Annotated in this window: 14 protein-coding genes; 5 read left to right on the forward strand and 9 right to left on the reverse strand. The window is 41.9% G+C overall.

Features of this window, described 5'->3' with window-relative positions; translation table 11 throughout:
* Positions 1 to 882, reverse strand: coding sequence for an ABC transporter ATP-binding protein (locus H5117_RS13745; protein ID WP_002959519.1), 882 nt, complete (start codon positions 880 to 882; stop codon positions 1 to 3).
* A 187-nt stretch (positions 883 to 1,069) separates the two neighbouring features.
* On the opposite strand from H5117_RS13745, the gene H5117_RS13750 reads away from it, so the two are divergent.
* The gene (locus tag H5117_RS13750) at positions 1,070 to 1,747 is read left to right on the forward strand and encodes a nitroreductase family protein (protein ID WP_182738363.1); all 678 of its coding nucleotides are present in this window, start codon (positions 1,070 to 1,072) and stop codon (positions 1,745 to 1,747) included.
* Between the two features lie 6 nt (positions 1,748 to 1,753).
* On the opposite strand, the gene H5117_RS13755 is transcribed toward H5117_RS13750, so the two are convergent.
* Positions 1,754 to 2,062: a helix-turn-helix transcriptional regulator gene (locus H5117_RS13755; RefSeq protein ID WP_182738365.1), complete on the reverse strand. Its 309-nt coding sequence runs from the start codon at positions 2,060 to 2,062 to the stop codon at positions 1,754 to 1,756.
* Between the two features lie 265 nt (positions 2,063 to 2,327).
* On the opposite strand from H5117_RS13755, the gene H5117_RS13760 reads away from it, so the two are divergent.
* Positions 2,328 to 2,672: a rhodanese-like domain-containing protein gene (locus H5117_RS13760; protein WP_024591370.1), complete on the forward strand. Its 345-nt coding sequence runs from the start codon at positions 2,328 to 2,330 to the stop codon at positions 2,670 to 2,672.
* 15 nt (positions 2,673 to 2,687) lie between these two features.
* Here the strand turns inward: H5117_RS13760 and H5117_RS13765 are convergent, their stop codons facing one another.
* Positions 2,688 to 3,089 (reverse strand): DUF1801 domain-containing protein, encoded by a 402-nt coding sequence (locus H5117_RS13765; RefSeq protein ID WP_024604483.1) that lies wholly within the window; start codon positions 3,087 to 3,089, stop codon positions 2,688 to 2,690.
* Positions 3,090 to 3,126: 37 nt separating this feature from the next.
* The gene (locus H5117_RS13770; RefSeq protein ID WP_182737909.1) at positions 3,127 to 3,672 is read right to left on the reverse strand and encodes a PH domain-containing protein; all 546 of its coding nucleotides are present in this window, start codon (positions 3,670 to 3,672) and stop codon (positions 3,127 to 3,129) included.
* A gap of 248 nt (positions 3,673 to 3,920) precedes the next feature.
* On the opposite strand from H5117_RS13770, the gene H5117_RS13775 reads away from it, so the two are divergent.
* From H5117_RS13775 to H5117_RS13785, 3 genes are all read left to right on the forward strand, one after another.
* Entirely contained in the window at positions 3,921 to 4,838 is a 918-nt protein-coding gene (locus tag H5117_RS13775) for a homocysteine S-methyltransferase family protein (RefSeq protein ID WP_182738367.1), read from the forward strand.
* A 32-nt stretch (positions 4,839 to 4,870) separates the two neighbouring features.
* Positions 4,871 to 6,196, forward strand: a complete 1,326-nt coding sequence (locus H5117_RS13780) for a basic amino acid/polyamine antiporter (RefSeq protein WP_029773146.1) — start codon at positions 4,871 to 4,873, stop codon at positions 6,194 to 6,196.
* Positions 6,197 to 6,383: 187 nt separating this feature from the next.
* Entirely contained in the window at positions 6,384 to 7,133 is a 750-nt protein-coding gene (locus H5117_RS13785; RefSeq protein WP_182695853.1) for a MipA/OmpV family protein, read from the forward strand.
* An 87-nt stretch (positions 7,134 to 7,220) separates the two neighbouring features.
* On the opposite strand, the gene H5117_RS13790 is transcribed toward H5117_RS13785, so the two are convergent.
* The 5 genes from H5117_RS13790 to H5117_RS13810 form a co-directional block, all read right to left on the reverse strand.
* Entirely contained in the window at positions 7,221 to 11,525 is a 4,305-nt protein-coding gene (locus H5117_RS13790) for an alpha-1,6-glucosidase domain-containing protein (RefSeq protein ID WP_182738369.1), read from the reverse strand.
* 22 nt (positions 11,526 to 11,547) lie between these two features.
* Positions 11,548 to 14,421, reverse strand: coding sequence for a TonB-dependent receptor (locus tag H5117_RS13795; RefSeq protein WP_182738371.1), 2,874 nt, complete (start codon positions 14,419 to 14,421; stop codon positions 11,548 to 11,550).
* Positions 14,422 to 14,587: 166 nt separating this feature from the next.
* Positions 14,588 to 15,205, reverse strand: a complete 618-nt coding sequence (locus H5117_RS13800) for a LysE family translocator (RefSeq protein ID WP_182738373.1) — start codon at positions 15,203 to 15,205, stop codon at positions 14,588 to 14,590.
* Positions 15,206 to 15,388, reverse strand: a complete 183-nt coding sequence (locus H5117_RS13805; RefSeq protein WP_024599480.1) for a hypothetical protein — start codon at positions 15,386 to 15,388, stop codon at positions 15,206 to 15,208. It lies immediately after the preceding gene.
* A gap of 17 nt (positions 15,389 to 15,405) precedes the next feature.
* Positions 15,406 to 15,804, reverse strand: coding sequence for a DUF3224 domain-containing protein (locus H5117_RS13810; RefSeq protein WP_182712836.1), 399 nt, complete (start codon positions 15,802 to 15,804; stop codon positions 15,406 to 15,408).
* Between the last annotated feature and the right edge of the window lie 66 nt (positions 15,805 to 15,870).

Consider the following 15,870-nt stretch of genomic DNA (forward strand, 5'->3'; position numbering starts at 1 on the left):
TTATGCTACTTGGCTGTTACGATGATTAAGCAACGTAGAAAAATACACATCTTCTAGGTTTGCACTGCTGAGCTCAAAACCTTCAGGGGCTTCATTGGCTAATACATGTAATATGGTTTGCCCAGCAAATAAGCGTTTTGAAATAACAGGCAGCTGCGGTTCAAGCTCTAGCGCTTCTTCTTGGCTCATGGCTTTGCGCCAAATTTGGCCTTGGAGTTTATCGGTAAGGGCAATTGGATTGCCCTCTAATAGTATTTTACCGCCTGCCAGCACCGCCATGTTTGGGCAAAGCTCTGCTACATCTTCAACAATGTGGGTCGATAATATAACGACTTTTTGCTCGCCTAAGCTTACTAACAAGTTATGAAAGCGATTTCGCTCTTCAGGATCTAGCCCTGCGGTAGGTTCATCAACGATAAGTAAGTCGGGGTCGCCTAGTAAAGCTTGTGCAATACCAAAACGCTGGCGCATACCGCCCGAAAAGCCACTTACCGCTTTTGAGCGATGTTGATATAAATTAGTATGTGCAAGTAATCCTTCAACCGACTCTTTACGCTCTGCTTTATTATGAATTCCCTTTAAAACAGCCATATGGTCCAGTAAGTCGTAAGCACTAACACGCGGGTACACACCAAAATCTTGTGGTAAGTAACCTAAGCGTTGGCGCAGAGCCTGTGGGTCTTTAAAAACATCAATACCATCAAAAGTGATTGAACCCGAATCAGCCGACTGCAGTGTTGCAATGGTACGCATTAGCGATGATTTACCTGCGCCATTTGGCCCAAGTAATCCAAACATCCCTTTGCCGATAGATAAATCAACACCTTGTAGTGCATGTACGCCATTATCGTAGGTTTTAGATAACCCTGTTATTGATAGCATTTTTACTTCCTTGAATATGAGTAATTATTTTTATAATGTTTTATACCACAAGGAAAATAGGAACATAAGTTACTTGCTGGTTAAATTTGTAACAACAAATAAACATAATTTAAACTCATAACACTTGCCTGCACTGTATTCACTCGGTATAAAAACCACATATACTTTTTATAAGAAACGAAAAGCCATGCAAGATCACCAAAGCCAGCCGTTAAATGACTTTATAGAATATCCACATGAAGAAATGCTAAATCGTGCTAACGAGTTTTTACAAACCAGCCAACGCCGCCATAGCATTCGCAGCTTTAGCGATCGCCCAGTACCAAAAAATATTATTGAAGCATGTATAAAAGCAGCTGGCACAGCACCAAGTGGAGCGAATCATCAGCCTTGGCATTTTGTGGCTATAAACAGTAGCGATGTAAAAAAACAAATAAGAGAAGCCGCAGAAAAATTAGAGCGTTCTTTTTACGAAGGCAGAGCAGGTGAAGAATGGTTAGATGCGCTAAAACCGTTAGGTACCGACGCCAATAAACCTTATTTAGAGCATGCACCTTGGCTTATAGCTGTATTTAGTCAAAAAAAGGGCGGCGTAAGCAGCGATGATAAAAATACGAATTATTATGTGCATGAGTCTGTTGGCTTAGCTACCGGCTTTTTAATTCAAGCTTTGCACCGCAGTGGTTTGGCAACCCTTACTCATACTCCAAAGCCAATGAGTTTTTTAACCGACATATGTAATCGCGATAAAGATAACGAACGCCCATACATGCTACTTATTGCAGGCTACCCAAGCGATGATGCCACAGTGCCTGCCCATGCACTTGATAAAAAATCGCTTAATGAAATTGCGACCTTTATTTAAAACACATTATTTAGCTGTACTTTGCTTGCAAAACCACTCGTAAAGTAACGTAATAATCGACTCAACTTTTGGGTCGATCAGCGAATAATAAATAGTGTGCCCATCACGGCGAGTTGCTACTAGCTGCGCTTTACGTAAACTCGCCAAATGCTGAGACAAAGCAGACTGCGCCAACGGAACATTTTGATTTAACTCACCTACACTTTGTTCACCTTGTAATAAACTGCATAAAATCATTAAACGGTTTTTATTTGCCATTAATTTTAAAAACTGCTCTGCCTGCTGGGCGTTTTCTGCAAGTTGTTCAATATTCATTGTGATACTTAATTATTTTGCGTGTTTTAATTATAGACTTTTACATTAGCAAGTTCTAATATAATTAATATTAGACCTTACTAATATTAATTTCATTCGCTTTAATTAGGGACTATGTTGTTACAATTTCAGTACTGCTAAGCTACTTTGTTGATAGTAACTTTCAATTTTTAACGTTATTTATTGGTATTAACTTAGTGCAATCCGCCTACACTAAATGATGCCCATTAATGACTTTTTTGCGCAAAAGAGGATTTACAAACTAATGCTTACTTCAATTCCTGATTTACTAAAAATTATCACACCTAACCAACGCCGTATTGATGCAGCGCAAGCAAAACTCGAGCTTGAACAAAATAAAGGTTTACTTATTGATGTGCGAGAACCTGCAGAGCACGCGACAAAATCGGCTGCCGGCGCTATAAATATTCCGCGTGGGTTACTCGAGATGAAACTGATGGAAATAGAAAAAGACGCAGCTCGCCCTATTTACGTGCACTGCGCAAGTGGTGCGCGCGCAACGTTGGGAGCAGAAGCGTTAACGCGTGTGGGTTATGAAAACGTAACCGTTATTACCTGTGACGCAAACCAAATATGTAGTGTGTTTTAAACATCAACTGAATACTTATAATGATGCGCCTAGTAAAGGTAGGCGTTTAACTTTGTGATAAGTCAGTGCTAATTTAATACACTCTTTAACTGGGTATTCTGGTAATGGCTTTTCACTATTTAATACAATTGCCCGGTTACCTTCGAAAGTGAGAGTGTGGGAATACAACTCTCTAAATGTGCTTACTAGCTTTGATTGGCAATGAAAAAACAAATAACACGAGGAGCCCTTAAAGCCTACGCGAATGGGGCTGCCATTTATTGTGTTATAACTTGGCTCTCCCCACTTTAAAGACTCTTCAACAGCTCCTAAGTTTTGCTCTTGTGCTACGGTATAAATTAACTCTCGTAATTTTATAAGCTTACTTTTTGCTATCTCAGGATAATTATTAAATATATTTTCTATTTCCGTATTCATAAAAATATCCTTATAAGCTTTACAATTTTAAAACAGGCTACTTTTGCTGCCTTTCATCAAGTAAAACAAGTAGCATCTGCTCAATATTTTTAACACTATAAGTAAGTGATCTCAGTAGCTCTTTCTCACTTTGCTCTGTTGCCTGCTGCGACGCTTTACCTTGGTTTGCCAATACATCTTTTTGCTCAAGTATGGCTTCTCTAAACTCACTGGCATTTTCAACACCAAGTAATGACACCAATGCACCATGACCCGACTGCCCTGCAGTTTCAAAGCTTAACCGATATAAGCCAAAAAAGCGCATAAGCGGCCCTTGGTTCAGCCCAACATCGGTTATTTTTTCAAGCGGTATAGATTTTTCTTCTTTAAATAAAATGCCGCGTTTAACAACCAGCTTTTGCGTGAGTAATTGCGCCGACATAGCGGCCAAAATTTTACCTGCCACCAGCCATACAACAAATAACACCAAAGGTATAAGTGGAATGGTCACTAGTGCAACGGCACTAAAAAAGCATGCCATGGTCATCCAGTATTGCTTCACTTTGGGATCAAAGCTGGCACTTTTTAAAATAGAGTTGCTCATTGGTTTATCCTTAATCTACTTAAACACGGCGCTTTACTGCTAGTAAAATACACTGCTTGTTTAAGTTACGTGATCAATTACTTCAATGCAATTTAACGAGGTTGTTAAGCAATGATAACGCTTAGTTAATACGCCCATTATTTTAATTTATAGGGTTGTTTAACCTAATTGTGTGCTTTATATTCTGGCAACAGCTTTATAGACGTCTAAACATCCAAAGTGAAATTATCTCATACAAAGGGAACATAATGACAACTCATACTCTAACTTTACTCGATGGCGGCATGAGCAGAGAGCTCACTCGTATTGGTGCGCCATTTCAGCAACCTGAGTGGTCAGCATTGGCAGTAATAGAAGCCCCTGACAAAGTAACGCAGGCTCATAGTAACTTTATACAAAGTGGTGCCACTGTTATTACCACAAATAGCTATGCATTAGTGCCTTTTCATATTGGCGAAGAACGCTTTAATCAATCTGCTAAATCACTGGCTGAAACCGCCGGACTAGCGGCTAAAAAAGCGGTCGAGCAACACAATAAAGGCACAAAAATAGCGGCAAGTTTACCTCCTATGTTTGGCTCATATCGCCCAGATTTATACCAAGCAGAGCAACTAACACGCATTGCTACGCCTTTAATAGAAGGCCTAGCACCTTATGCCGACCTGTGGTTAATAGAAACCCAAAGCCTCATTCAAGAAGCGCTCGATATTAAAGCACTAATCAGTAAAGTAAGTGATAGTCAAAAACCTGTGTGGGTTGCCTTTACCCTTGACGATGAAAACCCCAACGAGCAAGCCACGTTACGCTCGGGCGAGTCGGTGCAAGATGCGGTCACTGCAATGCTAAAAGAAAATGTAAAAGGCATTTTATTTAATTGCTGCCAGCCCGAGGTAATAGAGCAAGCTTTAGTTTTAACCCAAAAGGAATTAAAAACACAAAGAGCAGAGCATGTTCAAGTGGGTGCTTACGCAAATGCATTTGCGCCACAAACTAAAGAAGCCACAGCTAACGAAGGGTTAGATGAGGTTCGCAAAGACTTAACCCCGCTCTCTTACTTGCAATGGGCTAAGCAATGGCAACAACAAGGTGCCAGCATAATTGGTGGCTGCTGCGGTATAGGCCCTGAACACATTGCAACATTAAATCAGCACTTTGCCTCTTTATAACGCTAATTATTAGCTTACATGTAAGTAGTAAAATGAAAGAAAATAAAATTGGATTAGTCGCACTTACCGCGCTGGTATTTAGTGCAATGGTAGGGGCTGGGATATTTAGTCTGCCACAAAATATGGCCGAAGTGGCTGGTGTAAATGCTGTTTTAGTAGGTTGGCTTATCACCGGTGTGGGTATTTTATTGCTTGCAGGGTGTTTTTTACAATTATCACGCGCTAAGCCAGAGCTCGACGGCGGCATTTATATTTATGCTAGAGAAGGCTTTGGCGAACTAGCAGGCTTTTTATCTGCATGGGGCTATTGGCTTTGCGCCACCATTGGGGTGGTGGGTTATTTAGTCGTGGCTTTTGCTGCTTTAGGCGCATTTGTAGATACGCCAACATTCACTCTATTTGGCCAGGGTAATACCCTTATGGCGTTTATTTGCGAATCTATTATTTTATGGGCTGTGCATTTAATTATTGTTAAAGGCATTAAACAGGCCTCTTTCATTAACCTGCTTGGTACTATCGCTAAAGTGATCCCGCTGTTGCTATTTATCGGCTTTGCTTATGCTTATTTTGACCCTAACGTATTTAAGGCAAATCAAAGCCATGTGAGCGTGCAAACAGACTTTATTGATCAAGTAAAAAATACCATGCTTATTACTTTATGGGTATTTACCGGTATTGAAGGGGCTGCCGTGCTCTCTGCACGTGCCAAAAACCGTAAAGATATTGGCCTAGCCACGGTGATAGGCGTTGTTGCAGCGCTTATTTTATATATTGCTATTACCATGCTGTCATTTGGAATAATGAACCAAAGCACTATCGCCCAACTTAGTAACCCTTCAATGGCGGGCATTATGGCCATGATGAGTGGCACTACTGGCAAAGTTATTATAAGTGCGGGGCTTATTGTGTCGGTACTGGCTTCTTACTTAAGTTGGATTATTTACGCCGCCGAAGTGCCTAACAGCGCGGCTAAATACGGCGCATTTCCTAACGTTTTTAAAAAGCAAAATCATAACGGAACCTCTATAGCGTCATTAACTTTAACCAGCCTTACGGTGCAACTTTGCTTAGTGCTTATTTTATTTACTGGCGAGAGTTATAACACCTTAGTGCTTGTATCAACGTCTATGATATTGGTGCCGTACTTTTTAGTTGCCGCCTATATGGTAAAAGTCGCCTTTGCACAAAAGCTCTCGGTACCCATTAAGCTAATGGGGTTAGGCGCAAGTGTGTATGGTTTATGGCTTGTTTATGCTGCGGGGCTAAACACATTAGCGCTTTCACTTATTTTATATATTCCAGGCACGTTATTATTTATGTATAGCCGTAAACAATTTAAATTAAATCAACACGCTTAAAGTATCCATACTCAGGTTTTATCTTTATTAAAAGCCTGAGTATTAACCCACTTACATTCAGATAAACTTTCATACACTCTCTTACAAACGCCAATCAAAAATATAGCTACACTAAAGCCTAATAGCGTTGCGGCACACTTTACTTATCGCAAACAATTTTCACTTTTTACTTAACACCAAGGCTCCTATGAACACTTATATACAAAACTCACTACGGTTATTAGTTGGCACACTTGCACTTGGCAGCATTACTGCTCAAGCTGAGTCGCAGTTTTCTTTAGGGGGCGGTGTCATTTCTACCAGCTCACCTTATGCAGGTACCGACAGTGAAACGCTATTTTTACCTATCATTACTTACGAAGGCGAAAGGCTTAGTTTTAAAGGTTTTTCGCTTGATTATAAATTAGTGGAGCAGCAAGGTTTTAACTGGTCATTAGTTTTAGAGCCAGGAGATAACTTTGATACCTCAGATTCAGACCTTGCAGCCATAAAAGCCTTAGACGATAGAAAGCTATCACTCTACGCTGGCACGCAGGTTAGTTACACTGCAAGCTTTGGTAAAATAAGCGCCAGTGCTACCCATGATGTAATAGGCCACGGCGATGGCGCTAAATTTAAAACCAATTACAGTTACCCTATTAAGTTATCTAAACAACTAATGCTCGTTCCTTCTGTAGGTGTTGAGCTAAATAGCAGTGATGTATCTAACTATTATTATGGTGTAGCACTGGGCGAATCTACCACCTATGCGCCTTACGAACTTGGTTCTACGGTTAACTACAATGCGGGTTTATTTTTAATGTATTACATTAATAAAAACTGGAACGTAAATGCCATGGTTAACTATAAGCAGCTCGATTCTGATATTGAAGACTCACCCATTATTGATACCGATAACACCACGACTGTTATGATGTCGGTTAACTATCGTTTTTAATCCCCCCTTTTGTTAGGTATTAATTAGGCATTAAAAAAGCCGAGCATACAGGGCTATGCTCGGCTTAGGTCTGGGAAAATATAACTGCTACTGCTTATTAATAAGTATGCTTACATTTTCTCTATCTGGGCCTATTACCTTAAAGGTGTAAGTACCTTGTTCGGTAATATTTAGTGCTATATTGGCACCTACGGCTTCAAGTAGTGTTAGTTCATCAATTGCCACTACCGGCGTATCGCCTGCTCCACCGTAATCAACGGTACTCCAATCTTCAGACGCTACTTTAAATTCGTAGTCACCTGCTTCTAAATCTATTGATGTAGAGTAAATTGCATCACCCTCGTACATAAGCGGGTTATCAGTACTCCAGTCATTTAAGCTGCCGCGAATAAATACCGTTGTTTGTGCAAACATTTCAGCGTTGAGCACTTTTAGCGATACGTTATTTAAATCACTGGCGTCAAATATAAACTGGTATTCACCTTCTTCTGCAATGTCGATGGTCATATTCGCGCCCGCAACCGACAACTGCTCAGCGGTGCCAACCATTACACTGGCATCACCCTCAGCCGATCCATAATCAACCGTGCTCCAATCTTCTGACGCTACTTTAAATTCATAACTTGCAGCACTCAGTGTTTTAGTAAAGGTGTAAATGCCTTTACCTTTATAACTTAGCTCATCGGTTACTCCCCAGTCATTAAGCGTACCGCGCACATAAATAGCAGTGCCTATAAATGGCTCTTCGTTGTATAAAGTAAGCGTTGGATTTTCAGGGTTTGAAGCATCAAGTGAAAATACATAGGTTGCATCAATAGCAGCGCTGAATGTCATGTTTGCACCTGAGCGCGTTAATGCCTCACTTTGGTTTTCAACTACATCTTTATCAGCGTCAGTAAGCGCGCCAAAATCAACTGTAGACCAATCTTCAGAGGCAATTTTAAATTCGTAATCGCCAGCGCTCAGTGCAATTGCTATACGGTATTCACCCTCGCCAATATATTCAAATGCATCGCGTGTGCCCCAGTCGTTTAAAGTCCCGCGCACAAACACAGCGGTGCTGCCATAAGGTACTACATCAGGTGCACCCACTGTCGCATTTGCACTTAAACCAGCACCTTGGCTCTCACCTTGGTTTTTAGTAAATACAGCTAATGTGTAAGGCGGTACAGTAAATGTGCCTTCGTTATCGCCAGCAGCAAAATTAGCATCGGTCATGCTTGCATCAACACTGTTTTTTAATACGTCGTGTAATTCAAAATCCGCTGCGGTGGCAATAGTATGGCTAAGGGTTTGCTCGGTTGCGTTAATCACGACAACAAGCGCGTCAAATGCAGGGTCTAAGTCTGTTAGCCCTTCGCCATCATCAATGCTCATTACAATTAAGCCATGTTGCTGCGCTTTACCTACGTTATGAAAACCCACTCGCTCAATAACATCTTGCTCTGTGGTTAATCTAAAGAGTGCGCTGCTACTACGTATTTGTAAAAACTCGTTAAATACATCATGTGCAAAGGTAATATCTTGTGGCTGTGCGGCCGCTTGGGTATTAGCAGAAATAGGCATAATTTCTTGCCATTTCACTTCGTTGTCTTGTGCGGGTGGCAAGCCAATATTCCAGTTATTAGTATCTTGGGTAAAATCAACAAAGTTAAACCAGTCGCCAGAGTCGTAGCTGTTACGATCCATCGATTTTGAACGCAGCAAGTCGGCGCCCATTTGCATAAATGGAATACCTTGGCTCATAAGCGGAAGTGCTAACGCCATATTATGAGCACGAACGCGCTGCTCAATACTCATATTAGTGCTGTGTTTATATTGCAGCTGATCCCATAGTGTTTCGTTATCGTGTTTAGATACGTAATGAATGCTATCGGCAGGGTCTAGTGCATACGCTGTTGGCTGGGTATTCCAAGTAAAGCTATTACCCTTTGCTAAGTTACCTTTAAAGTCTTTTAAAATGTAGTTTTGTAAATTACCCGCAAGCGACAAACGTAAAGTATCTTGCTCGGCTAGGTTGCCATCTGTCGGGTTATTGCTAAACATTGCACCACCACGCACGGCTTCACGAATACGGTCGTTAAATGTACCCACCTCTGAGCCTGCCATATCAGCCTGTTTAGCTTGTGTGAATAAACGATTGTTAGCTACTTCACCAAAATCCCAGCCTTCACCGTAAAAATAGTTATCTGGGTCAACTGCTTGCACGGCTTCACGCGCAGCTAATATTGATGATTTTGGCATATGCCCCATTACATCAAATCTAAAACTGTCGTAGCCAAATTCACGCGCTAAAATAACCAATGAATCAGTAACAAACTTATCCATCATTACATGCTCTGTAGCTGTATTTTCACAACACGTTGAGCGCTCTATTTCACCACTTACTTCGTTATAGCGATGGTAGTAACCCGGTACTAGCTTATCAAATACCGACTTATCCCAAATACCCGACGACGTTGTATGGTTATAAACCACATCCAGTACAACACGAAGTCCTACTTCTTGCAGTGATTGCACCATAGCGCGGGTTTCTTTAACGCGGGCAATGCCCTCTGGGCTTGAGGCATACGAGCCTTCAGGCGCTATAAAGTAATGCGGATCGTAACCCCAGTTAAAGCCATCTAAATCACGCATCGCATTGGCTAATGCTTGTGCATCGTCTGAGCCAGGTAGGTAACTTTGCATAATATCGACAATGGTGCTGCTTTTATCTTCGATTTTACATGCATCAGCTTCATCGTTAATACGCTCACATAATTTACCTAAGGTGTCTGTAATTTCCACACGCTGCGAGGCATCCTCTTCAATGGAGCCAATATCAGTCACTGGCAGTAAATGAAAGTGTGTTAAGCCTTTATCTGCTAATTGCTTAAGGTGCTGCATTGGCACGCTTTCAAGTTCAGTGAATGCAAGGTATTTACCGCGGTTTGCTTCGCTTACTGACTGATCACGCACACTAAAATCACGTACATGGCCTTCATAAATAACCGCATCTTCTGGGTTAGTAATAGTAGGCACGATACGCTCATCCCAGCCTTCTGGCTTAGTGTCATCATCGGCTAAATTAATCAGCTGGCTGTATAAACCATTGGTAGATACATTGAGTGAGTAAGGGTCTGTACTCCAAAGCGACTCTATTTGCTGAGTCAGTGGGTGGTAAACATCAAAATTAAAGCGGTAATAGTGGCGGTCGTATTGCATATCTAAACTTGCTTGCCAAATACCTGTCTGTGTATTTAATGTCATTGGTATAGAGTGCACTTGTGTTTTTGCATCATCAAACACGTTTAGCACCATGTTATTAGCGGTGGGTGCCCACACAGTTACATCAATCGCGTTATTGCCATAAGTTACGCCAAGTACAGCTTCGTTAGCGTCATCTTCGCCTTGTGTGTAAAGGGCATCGAGAGCTTTAGCGGTTTGTACATAGCTTGCTTCTAGCAGCTTACCTTCACTATCGTAACCGGCAATAACAAGCTGCGATTTTATAAGCGCTTTAGCCGTGTTTGTATCCCAACTTCCTTCGTAAGCGTTCCAATTGGTTAAATGCGGTACTTTTGCCGCTTGCTCATCAGTTAAACTGCTTGATTGCAGCGTAACAGTATCGCCGTTTAAACCAGTATCAATATCCACTTCAAGCTGAGCCGTAGCTGATGAATGCAACTTAATTAGGCTTGTAAGCTCGTTACTTGGTTTATACAAAATAGTATTTAAATCAATCCAATGCGCTGAAGCACCTGTTATAGCAACTGCGCGTTCGCCCAAACTTAAAATAGGATATTCAAACACCGAAGGCTCACCATGAATGGTAAAGTTCATACGCTGAAAGGTTTCATCGTCTTGCATCAGCGGCATGGTTAAATCCACATCACCAAACGCCTTACCTGACCCTTCTGTACCAATATGAATAATAAAATTGGCACATTCGTTATAACCCTCTTTAAGGTTAATTATCCAGTACGCACCGTAGTTTGGATCAATACCATCGTATTCATGGCCGTTAGCCCAATCACTGGTATCAAATGGTGGTGCATAAGCATCACACACATCGTTATTCCACGAATGTAATCGGTAACCTTCGTAGTTATCATCGGCTAAGCGGTTATAAAATAAAACCGCCTCTCCCTCCCCTGCAAATACAACAGGGTCTGGCAGGGTTGGGTCGGCGCCAACCACGCAACTTTCGTTATTTTCATCAGGTACTGTAGGTGCAGGGCACGATATAGGTTCGGGATCGACACATTGTGACCCCGCTTCATTAGGGACTTGTGGCACATTACAGGTAAGTAATGGTTCACCAGATTCAACATCACCTGTTCCACCACACGCTGCTAATAGCATTAACGCTAACGTTATTAGCAAATATTTAGACTTAGTTATAATTTTCATTTTTAAACGCTCCGTTTGCTAATTAATGACTGTATGTAAAACCAAGGTAGAACTGACGACCAAAGTACTGAGTCGTCCCTGTTCGTTGCTCTGAGCCAAAGTAACTTTGGGTTGGTTCATCGGTTAAGTTATTAACTTGCAAAAGCATTGTTAGCGAGTCGCTAAAGCGATAAGAGGTTTGAAAGTCGACTACGGTTTCAGCATCAAAATTAACCACTTGCTCGTTAATGGCAACCTGCTCTGATACAAACTCATCGCGGTAGCGCACATTGAGGCGGGTTTCAAAATCATCCATTGAGTAAAAAACCGTGGCATTAAATACGTTATTAGATAGCCCAGGTAAAGATTGCGCTAACGTGTCGCCCCCTAAACTGGTAATCGATTCAATTTCACTTTCGGTGTATGAGTAACTTGCATTAGCGCCTAAGCCATTAAATGGCTCAGGTAAAAAGGTAAACACTTGCGTATAAGCAAGCTCTAGCCCTCTGATATAGCCACCTTCACCGTTATTAACTGCCGTGGTGTAAATACCGTTTGTTGTCGCAACTTGCTCGCCACTAACTGGGTCTTCTATAGAGTCAGGTACGTTAAAGCCACTGCCTTTAAAGTCGAAGTTTTCGATTGATAAGGTTTCAACAAACGAGTCTATATTTTTATAAAATAACGCTGCTGCGATAGTGCCGTTACCTTCTTCAAAATAATATTCGTAAGATAAGTCGTACTGGTCGGCATAAAAGGGTTTTAAAAATGGGTTATTAGTACTTGAACCATTAATAACACCATCGTCACTTACGTTTGCACTGGCATCGCCCGCTAAGCGGTTAATTGGCGCACGCGACATTACTTTAGCCGCTGCAAAGCGCACAAGTGAATTGTCGTTAAGTTGCAGGTTTAAATTTAATGATGGTAAGTAGTCGGTGTATTTAGTGCCTAATACATTAGGTGCGTATAAATCATTTACAATGCCGTTCTCATCAACAATATTTTGCGCACCTAAGCGCGCATCGCCTACTACGTTTTCTAGTACCGTTGCTGATTGGTCGGTTTCAACGCGGCGCACACCCACATTACCCGATAGGTCGAGCCCCCCTATTTGCGTGTTAATGTTTACCATAACGTACGCAGCTAGCACATCTTCAAACACCGAGCCGCTTTGTAGCAATGTCCACGAATAGTTAGTTGTGTAACCTTGCGCGTCGTCTACGCCATCGGCGTTGCCCCATGTTTGAACAGGCTCGGGCGTGCCATCTGGAAACCACGCATTGAGCGCTTTGTCTAAATCAATGGCTAAATACGACGGGAAATAACTAAACTCGCCCTGCCAGTCAACCACAGAGGCCATATCGTCGGTTAAACTCAAAGGCGGTTGCGTTGCTGAAAACGCCCCGTCGTTACCGTACTCAAATACCGAACGCTTTCGGCTGTATTCTCTATCTGAGTAGCGCGCACCAAACTCTACTGAGCTAAATATGTCGCTTTCTAGCTCGTATTTAAAATCGAGCTTAAATGCCGTTACTTCATCTTCTGTTTGATCTGGGTAAATACCATATTTGCTGACCATTACACGGTCTATATCGCTAAAGGCGGCCGCCTGATTAAACCCAACGTCAGATAAATTTAAGCCGTTTAATTGATAGTTAATTGCTACGTTGTTATCAAATACTGGCGTTTCTGCATTGGCATCTTCTGCTACTAAGCTCCACAGTAAGCCATTTCTAAAATTACTTTTTGCGCGAGAAAGCGACACATCGGCATTTACGCTTAATCTATCGGTTACCTGCCAATCGGCATTAACGCCAAAACTATCTACTTCGTCAAAGTCTTGGTTGTCGTCGTTCACTATTTCAACGCGGGTATAGCTTTGCGAAGTACGGTTAACCGCTGCGCCTATTACGGCATTACCGTCGAGCTGAGCGTTTGCATATGCAGCTGTTGGCCCGCCTAATTTAACCCTCAGGCCGCGGGCAAACGACTCTTTATCAAAGCGCGATAAAAACGCATCACCTTTTAATTTAAAGTTATCTGCCGGTGCCCACTCTATGGCTGCTAAATAGCCATTACGGGTTTCTTCGCCACCTAAATGCTGTAGCTCAAAGCCTTCGCTAATGTATTCGTTTTCTGGTTTAGCTAAAGGGCCATTGGTGTCGTTAGCTGCGCCATCTACATCTTTTGTGTCGTTGTAAGCAAGGCCAATAAACTGCGTTGCTACACTTGGCTGAAACAAGCGCGCATAGCCCAGCGCCACGCCCAATGTGTCGTCTAGGTATTTGCCTTGATACGAAAAACTAATTCGGTCGCCAAATTCAGTGGCATCCGATACCTCTGAGGCGCGGTCGTTATACATACCGCGCACATTAGCTACAAATTTATGTGTTTGGTCGTTATTGAGTGGGCTGGCGGTTTCAAGCTCTACCGTACCGGCCACGCCACCTTCAATAAGCGATGCCTTTGGCGATTTGTATACCGCCGCAGAGCTAATTAATTCTGACGGATATTGGTCAAACTCAATACTGCGGCTGCCACTTGTAGATACTTGCTCGCGGCCATTAAGTGTTGAAAATACAAACCCGCCCGACAGCCCGCGTATATTAATTTGCGCCGCTTGGCCGCCCGTTCTTACTGCTGAAATGCCTGGTAATCGTGTAAGCGCATCGGCCATTGAAATATCAGGCAATGCCCCTAAATCATCGGCAGAAATTTGTTCTGACACCGTATCGCTAAAACGCTTTTGATTTAAAGATTGGATTAAACTGCGACTAAAGCCTCGCACTTCAATAATTTCTAAATCTTCAGCTTGTGTGCTGGGTGATTGATTTGTTGAGTCTTCGTTTGCAGCCAATGCACTATTTGCGGCAAATAAAGCCAGCATAAGTGCACTTAGTTTAAACTTGTCCATGTGTGTGAACCTTTGAGTTATTGTTGTCAGGTGTTGCTGTGTTGTTCAAAACACAACCAACAAATTGTAACTAAAAGGTAAAATTAATGTGATGAATACGTATGCAGGGCATGAGAGTTAGGCTGCAGGTGTATGCGCGTACATACACCTGCATTTGGAACGCTATTTAAAGGCTAAGCACCACTTTTATCGCAAGAGCAATAAACACAACACCCAGTATTTTATCAAGCCACGGGTTTTGCTTGGTAAATCCAAAGCGGTTTTTTGAAACCTCTGTCAGTAACGCCACCAGCAAGTACCAACCGGTATCAATTACAAACACGGTTAAACACATAATTATGCCCACACTTAAAGTAAGTAGCTGAGGGTCAATAAACTGTGAGAACAAGGCTAAAAAGAAAATAGCGAGCTTGGGGTTTAAAAAAGCAATGGCAAAACCATCTTGTAATGCTTTAGCTGCACTTACCTCACTTTTTTGTACTTCAAGTTCGTTATTGCTGGGTTTTGCTAGCAATATTTTTATACCTAAATACGCCAAATAGGCTGCGCCTAAATACACGAGTATTTGATAAACAGTTGGAAACTGCGTCATTAAAGCGCCTAACCCTAATAACGATGCACCAGCATACAAGCCAACGCCAGTACCATGACTGAGCGCGGCAAGCATACCGTTTTTCATACTGCCGTTAAGTGAGTGCTTTAAAACCACCGCTAAACTTGGTCCTGGCGACATTGCGCCCATCATACAAATAGCCGCTAGGCTTAACCATACTGTAAATGTCATTTAAAGCTCGTCAGTTTCAATAAACAAAGTATAACCATGCACTTGGCCATAAAAGCCTGTCAATGGCACTGCGTTTATTACTTTCCAGCCATCTTGGTTTAATTCCTGTATGCGGTCATTCAGTGCGACTATATCTACCCCACCCAAAAAACGGGTCTTTCTAAATTCGATTACTTTTTGCATTTTAATCCTTGTGTATCTTATAAGGTGTATTCAAAATCGTAGTAATGAATCCCTTGCTCAATACGTATTTTCATACTGCCCGTTAACCCTTCTAGCTCATGAGTGCCTGAATCGGGAATTACATTTAAAATTAGGCTGTCTTGGCCTTTATCCATAGTGCCAAAATGCTGCAGTACAAAACTGCCTTTTTTGCCGTCAAGCTCGCCTATTACTTGCTCTATGGCAACATAACCGGCACTGCCTTGTGTGGGTGTCATGGCGCTTAGCATTTCGCCTTGGCTGGTGGCATTTAAGCTACCTTTAAATGTTTTATCTATCGACATACGCCCTAAATTAACGCCGTTTTGGCCGCTTGCGTAGCCTTCAATTGGGGCTAGATTTACATTAAATTCTCCACTTACGGTTGCAGTAGTCATAACGTTTCCTTATTGGCTAATATTTAATAGTATTGATTTTTATTATCTTAGTGCCATATCTATACC

The organism is Pseudoalteromonas sp. SG45-1 (genome assembly GCF_014164135.1).
In the GTDB taxonomy this organism is placed as follows: domain Bacteria; phylum Pseudomonadota; class Gammaproteobacteria; order Enterobacterales; family Alteromonadaceae; genus Pseudoalteromonas; species Pseudoalteromonas distincta.

What these genes read in the sequence shown, in the direction of transcription:
- H5117_RS13745 (WP_002959519.1), bottom strand. Translation starts at nt 882, where the DNA reads ATGCTATCAATAACAGGGTTATCTAAAACCTACGATAATGGCGTACAT.
- H5117_RS13750 (WP_182738363.1), top strand. Translation starts at nt 1,070, where the DNA reads ATGCAAGATCACCAAAGCCAGCCGTTAAATGACTTTATAGAATATCCA.
- H5117_RS13755 (WP_182738365.1), bottom strand. Translation starts at nt 2,062, where the DNA reads ATGAATATTGAACAACTTGCAGAAAACGCCCAGCAGGCAGAGCAGTTT.
- H5117_RS13760 (WP_024591370.1), top strand. Translation starts at nt 2,328, where the DNA reads ATGCTTACTTCAATTCCTGATTTACTAAAAATTATCACACCTAACCAA.
- H5117_RS13765 (WP_024604483.1), bottom strand. Translation starts at nt 3,089, where the DNA reads ATGAATACGGAAATAGAAAATATATTTAATAATTATCCTGAGATAGCA.
- H5117_RS13770 (WP_182737909.1), bottom strand. Translation starts at nt 3,672, where the DNA reads ATGAGCAACTCTATTTTAAAAAGTGCCAGCTTTGATCCCAAAGTGAAG.
- H5117_RS13775 (WP_182738367.1), top strand. Translation starts at nt 3,921, where the DNA reads ATGACAACTCATACTCTAACTTTACTCGATGGCGGCATGAGCAGAGAG.
- H5117_RS13780 (WP_029773146.1), top strand. Translation starts at nt 4,871, where the DNA reads ATGAAAGAAAATAAAATTGGATTAGTCGCACTTACCGCGCTGGTATTT.
- H5117_RS13785 (WP_182695853.1), top strand. Translation starts at nt 6,384, where the DNA reads ATGAACACTTATATACAAAACTCACTACGGTTATTAGTTGGCACACTT.
- H5117_RS13790 (WP_182738369.1), bottom strand. Translation starts at nt 11,525, where the DNA reads ATGAAAATTATAACTAAGTCTAAATATTTGCTAATAACGTTAGCGTTA.
- H5117_RS13795 (WP_182738371.1), bottom strand. Translation starts at nt 14,421, where the DNA reads ATGGACAAGTTTAAACTAAGTGCACTTATGCTGGCTTTATTTGCCGCA.
- H5117_RS13800 (WP_182738373.1), bottom strand. Translation starts at nt 15,205, where the DNA reads ATGACATTTACAGTATGGTTAAGCCTAGCGGCTATTTGTATGATGGGC.
- H5117_RS13805 (WP_024599480.1), bottom strand. Translation starts at nt 15,388, where the DNA reads ATGCAAAAAGTAATCGAATTTAGAAAGACCCGTTTTTTGGGTGGGGTA.
- H5117_RS13810 (WP_182712836.1), bottom strand. Translation starts at nt 15,804, where the DNA reads ATGACTACTGCAACCGTAAGTGGAGAATTTAATGTAAATCTAGCCCCA.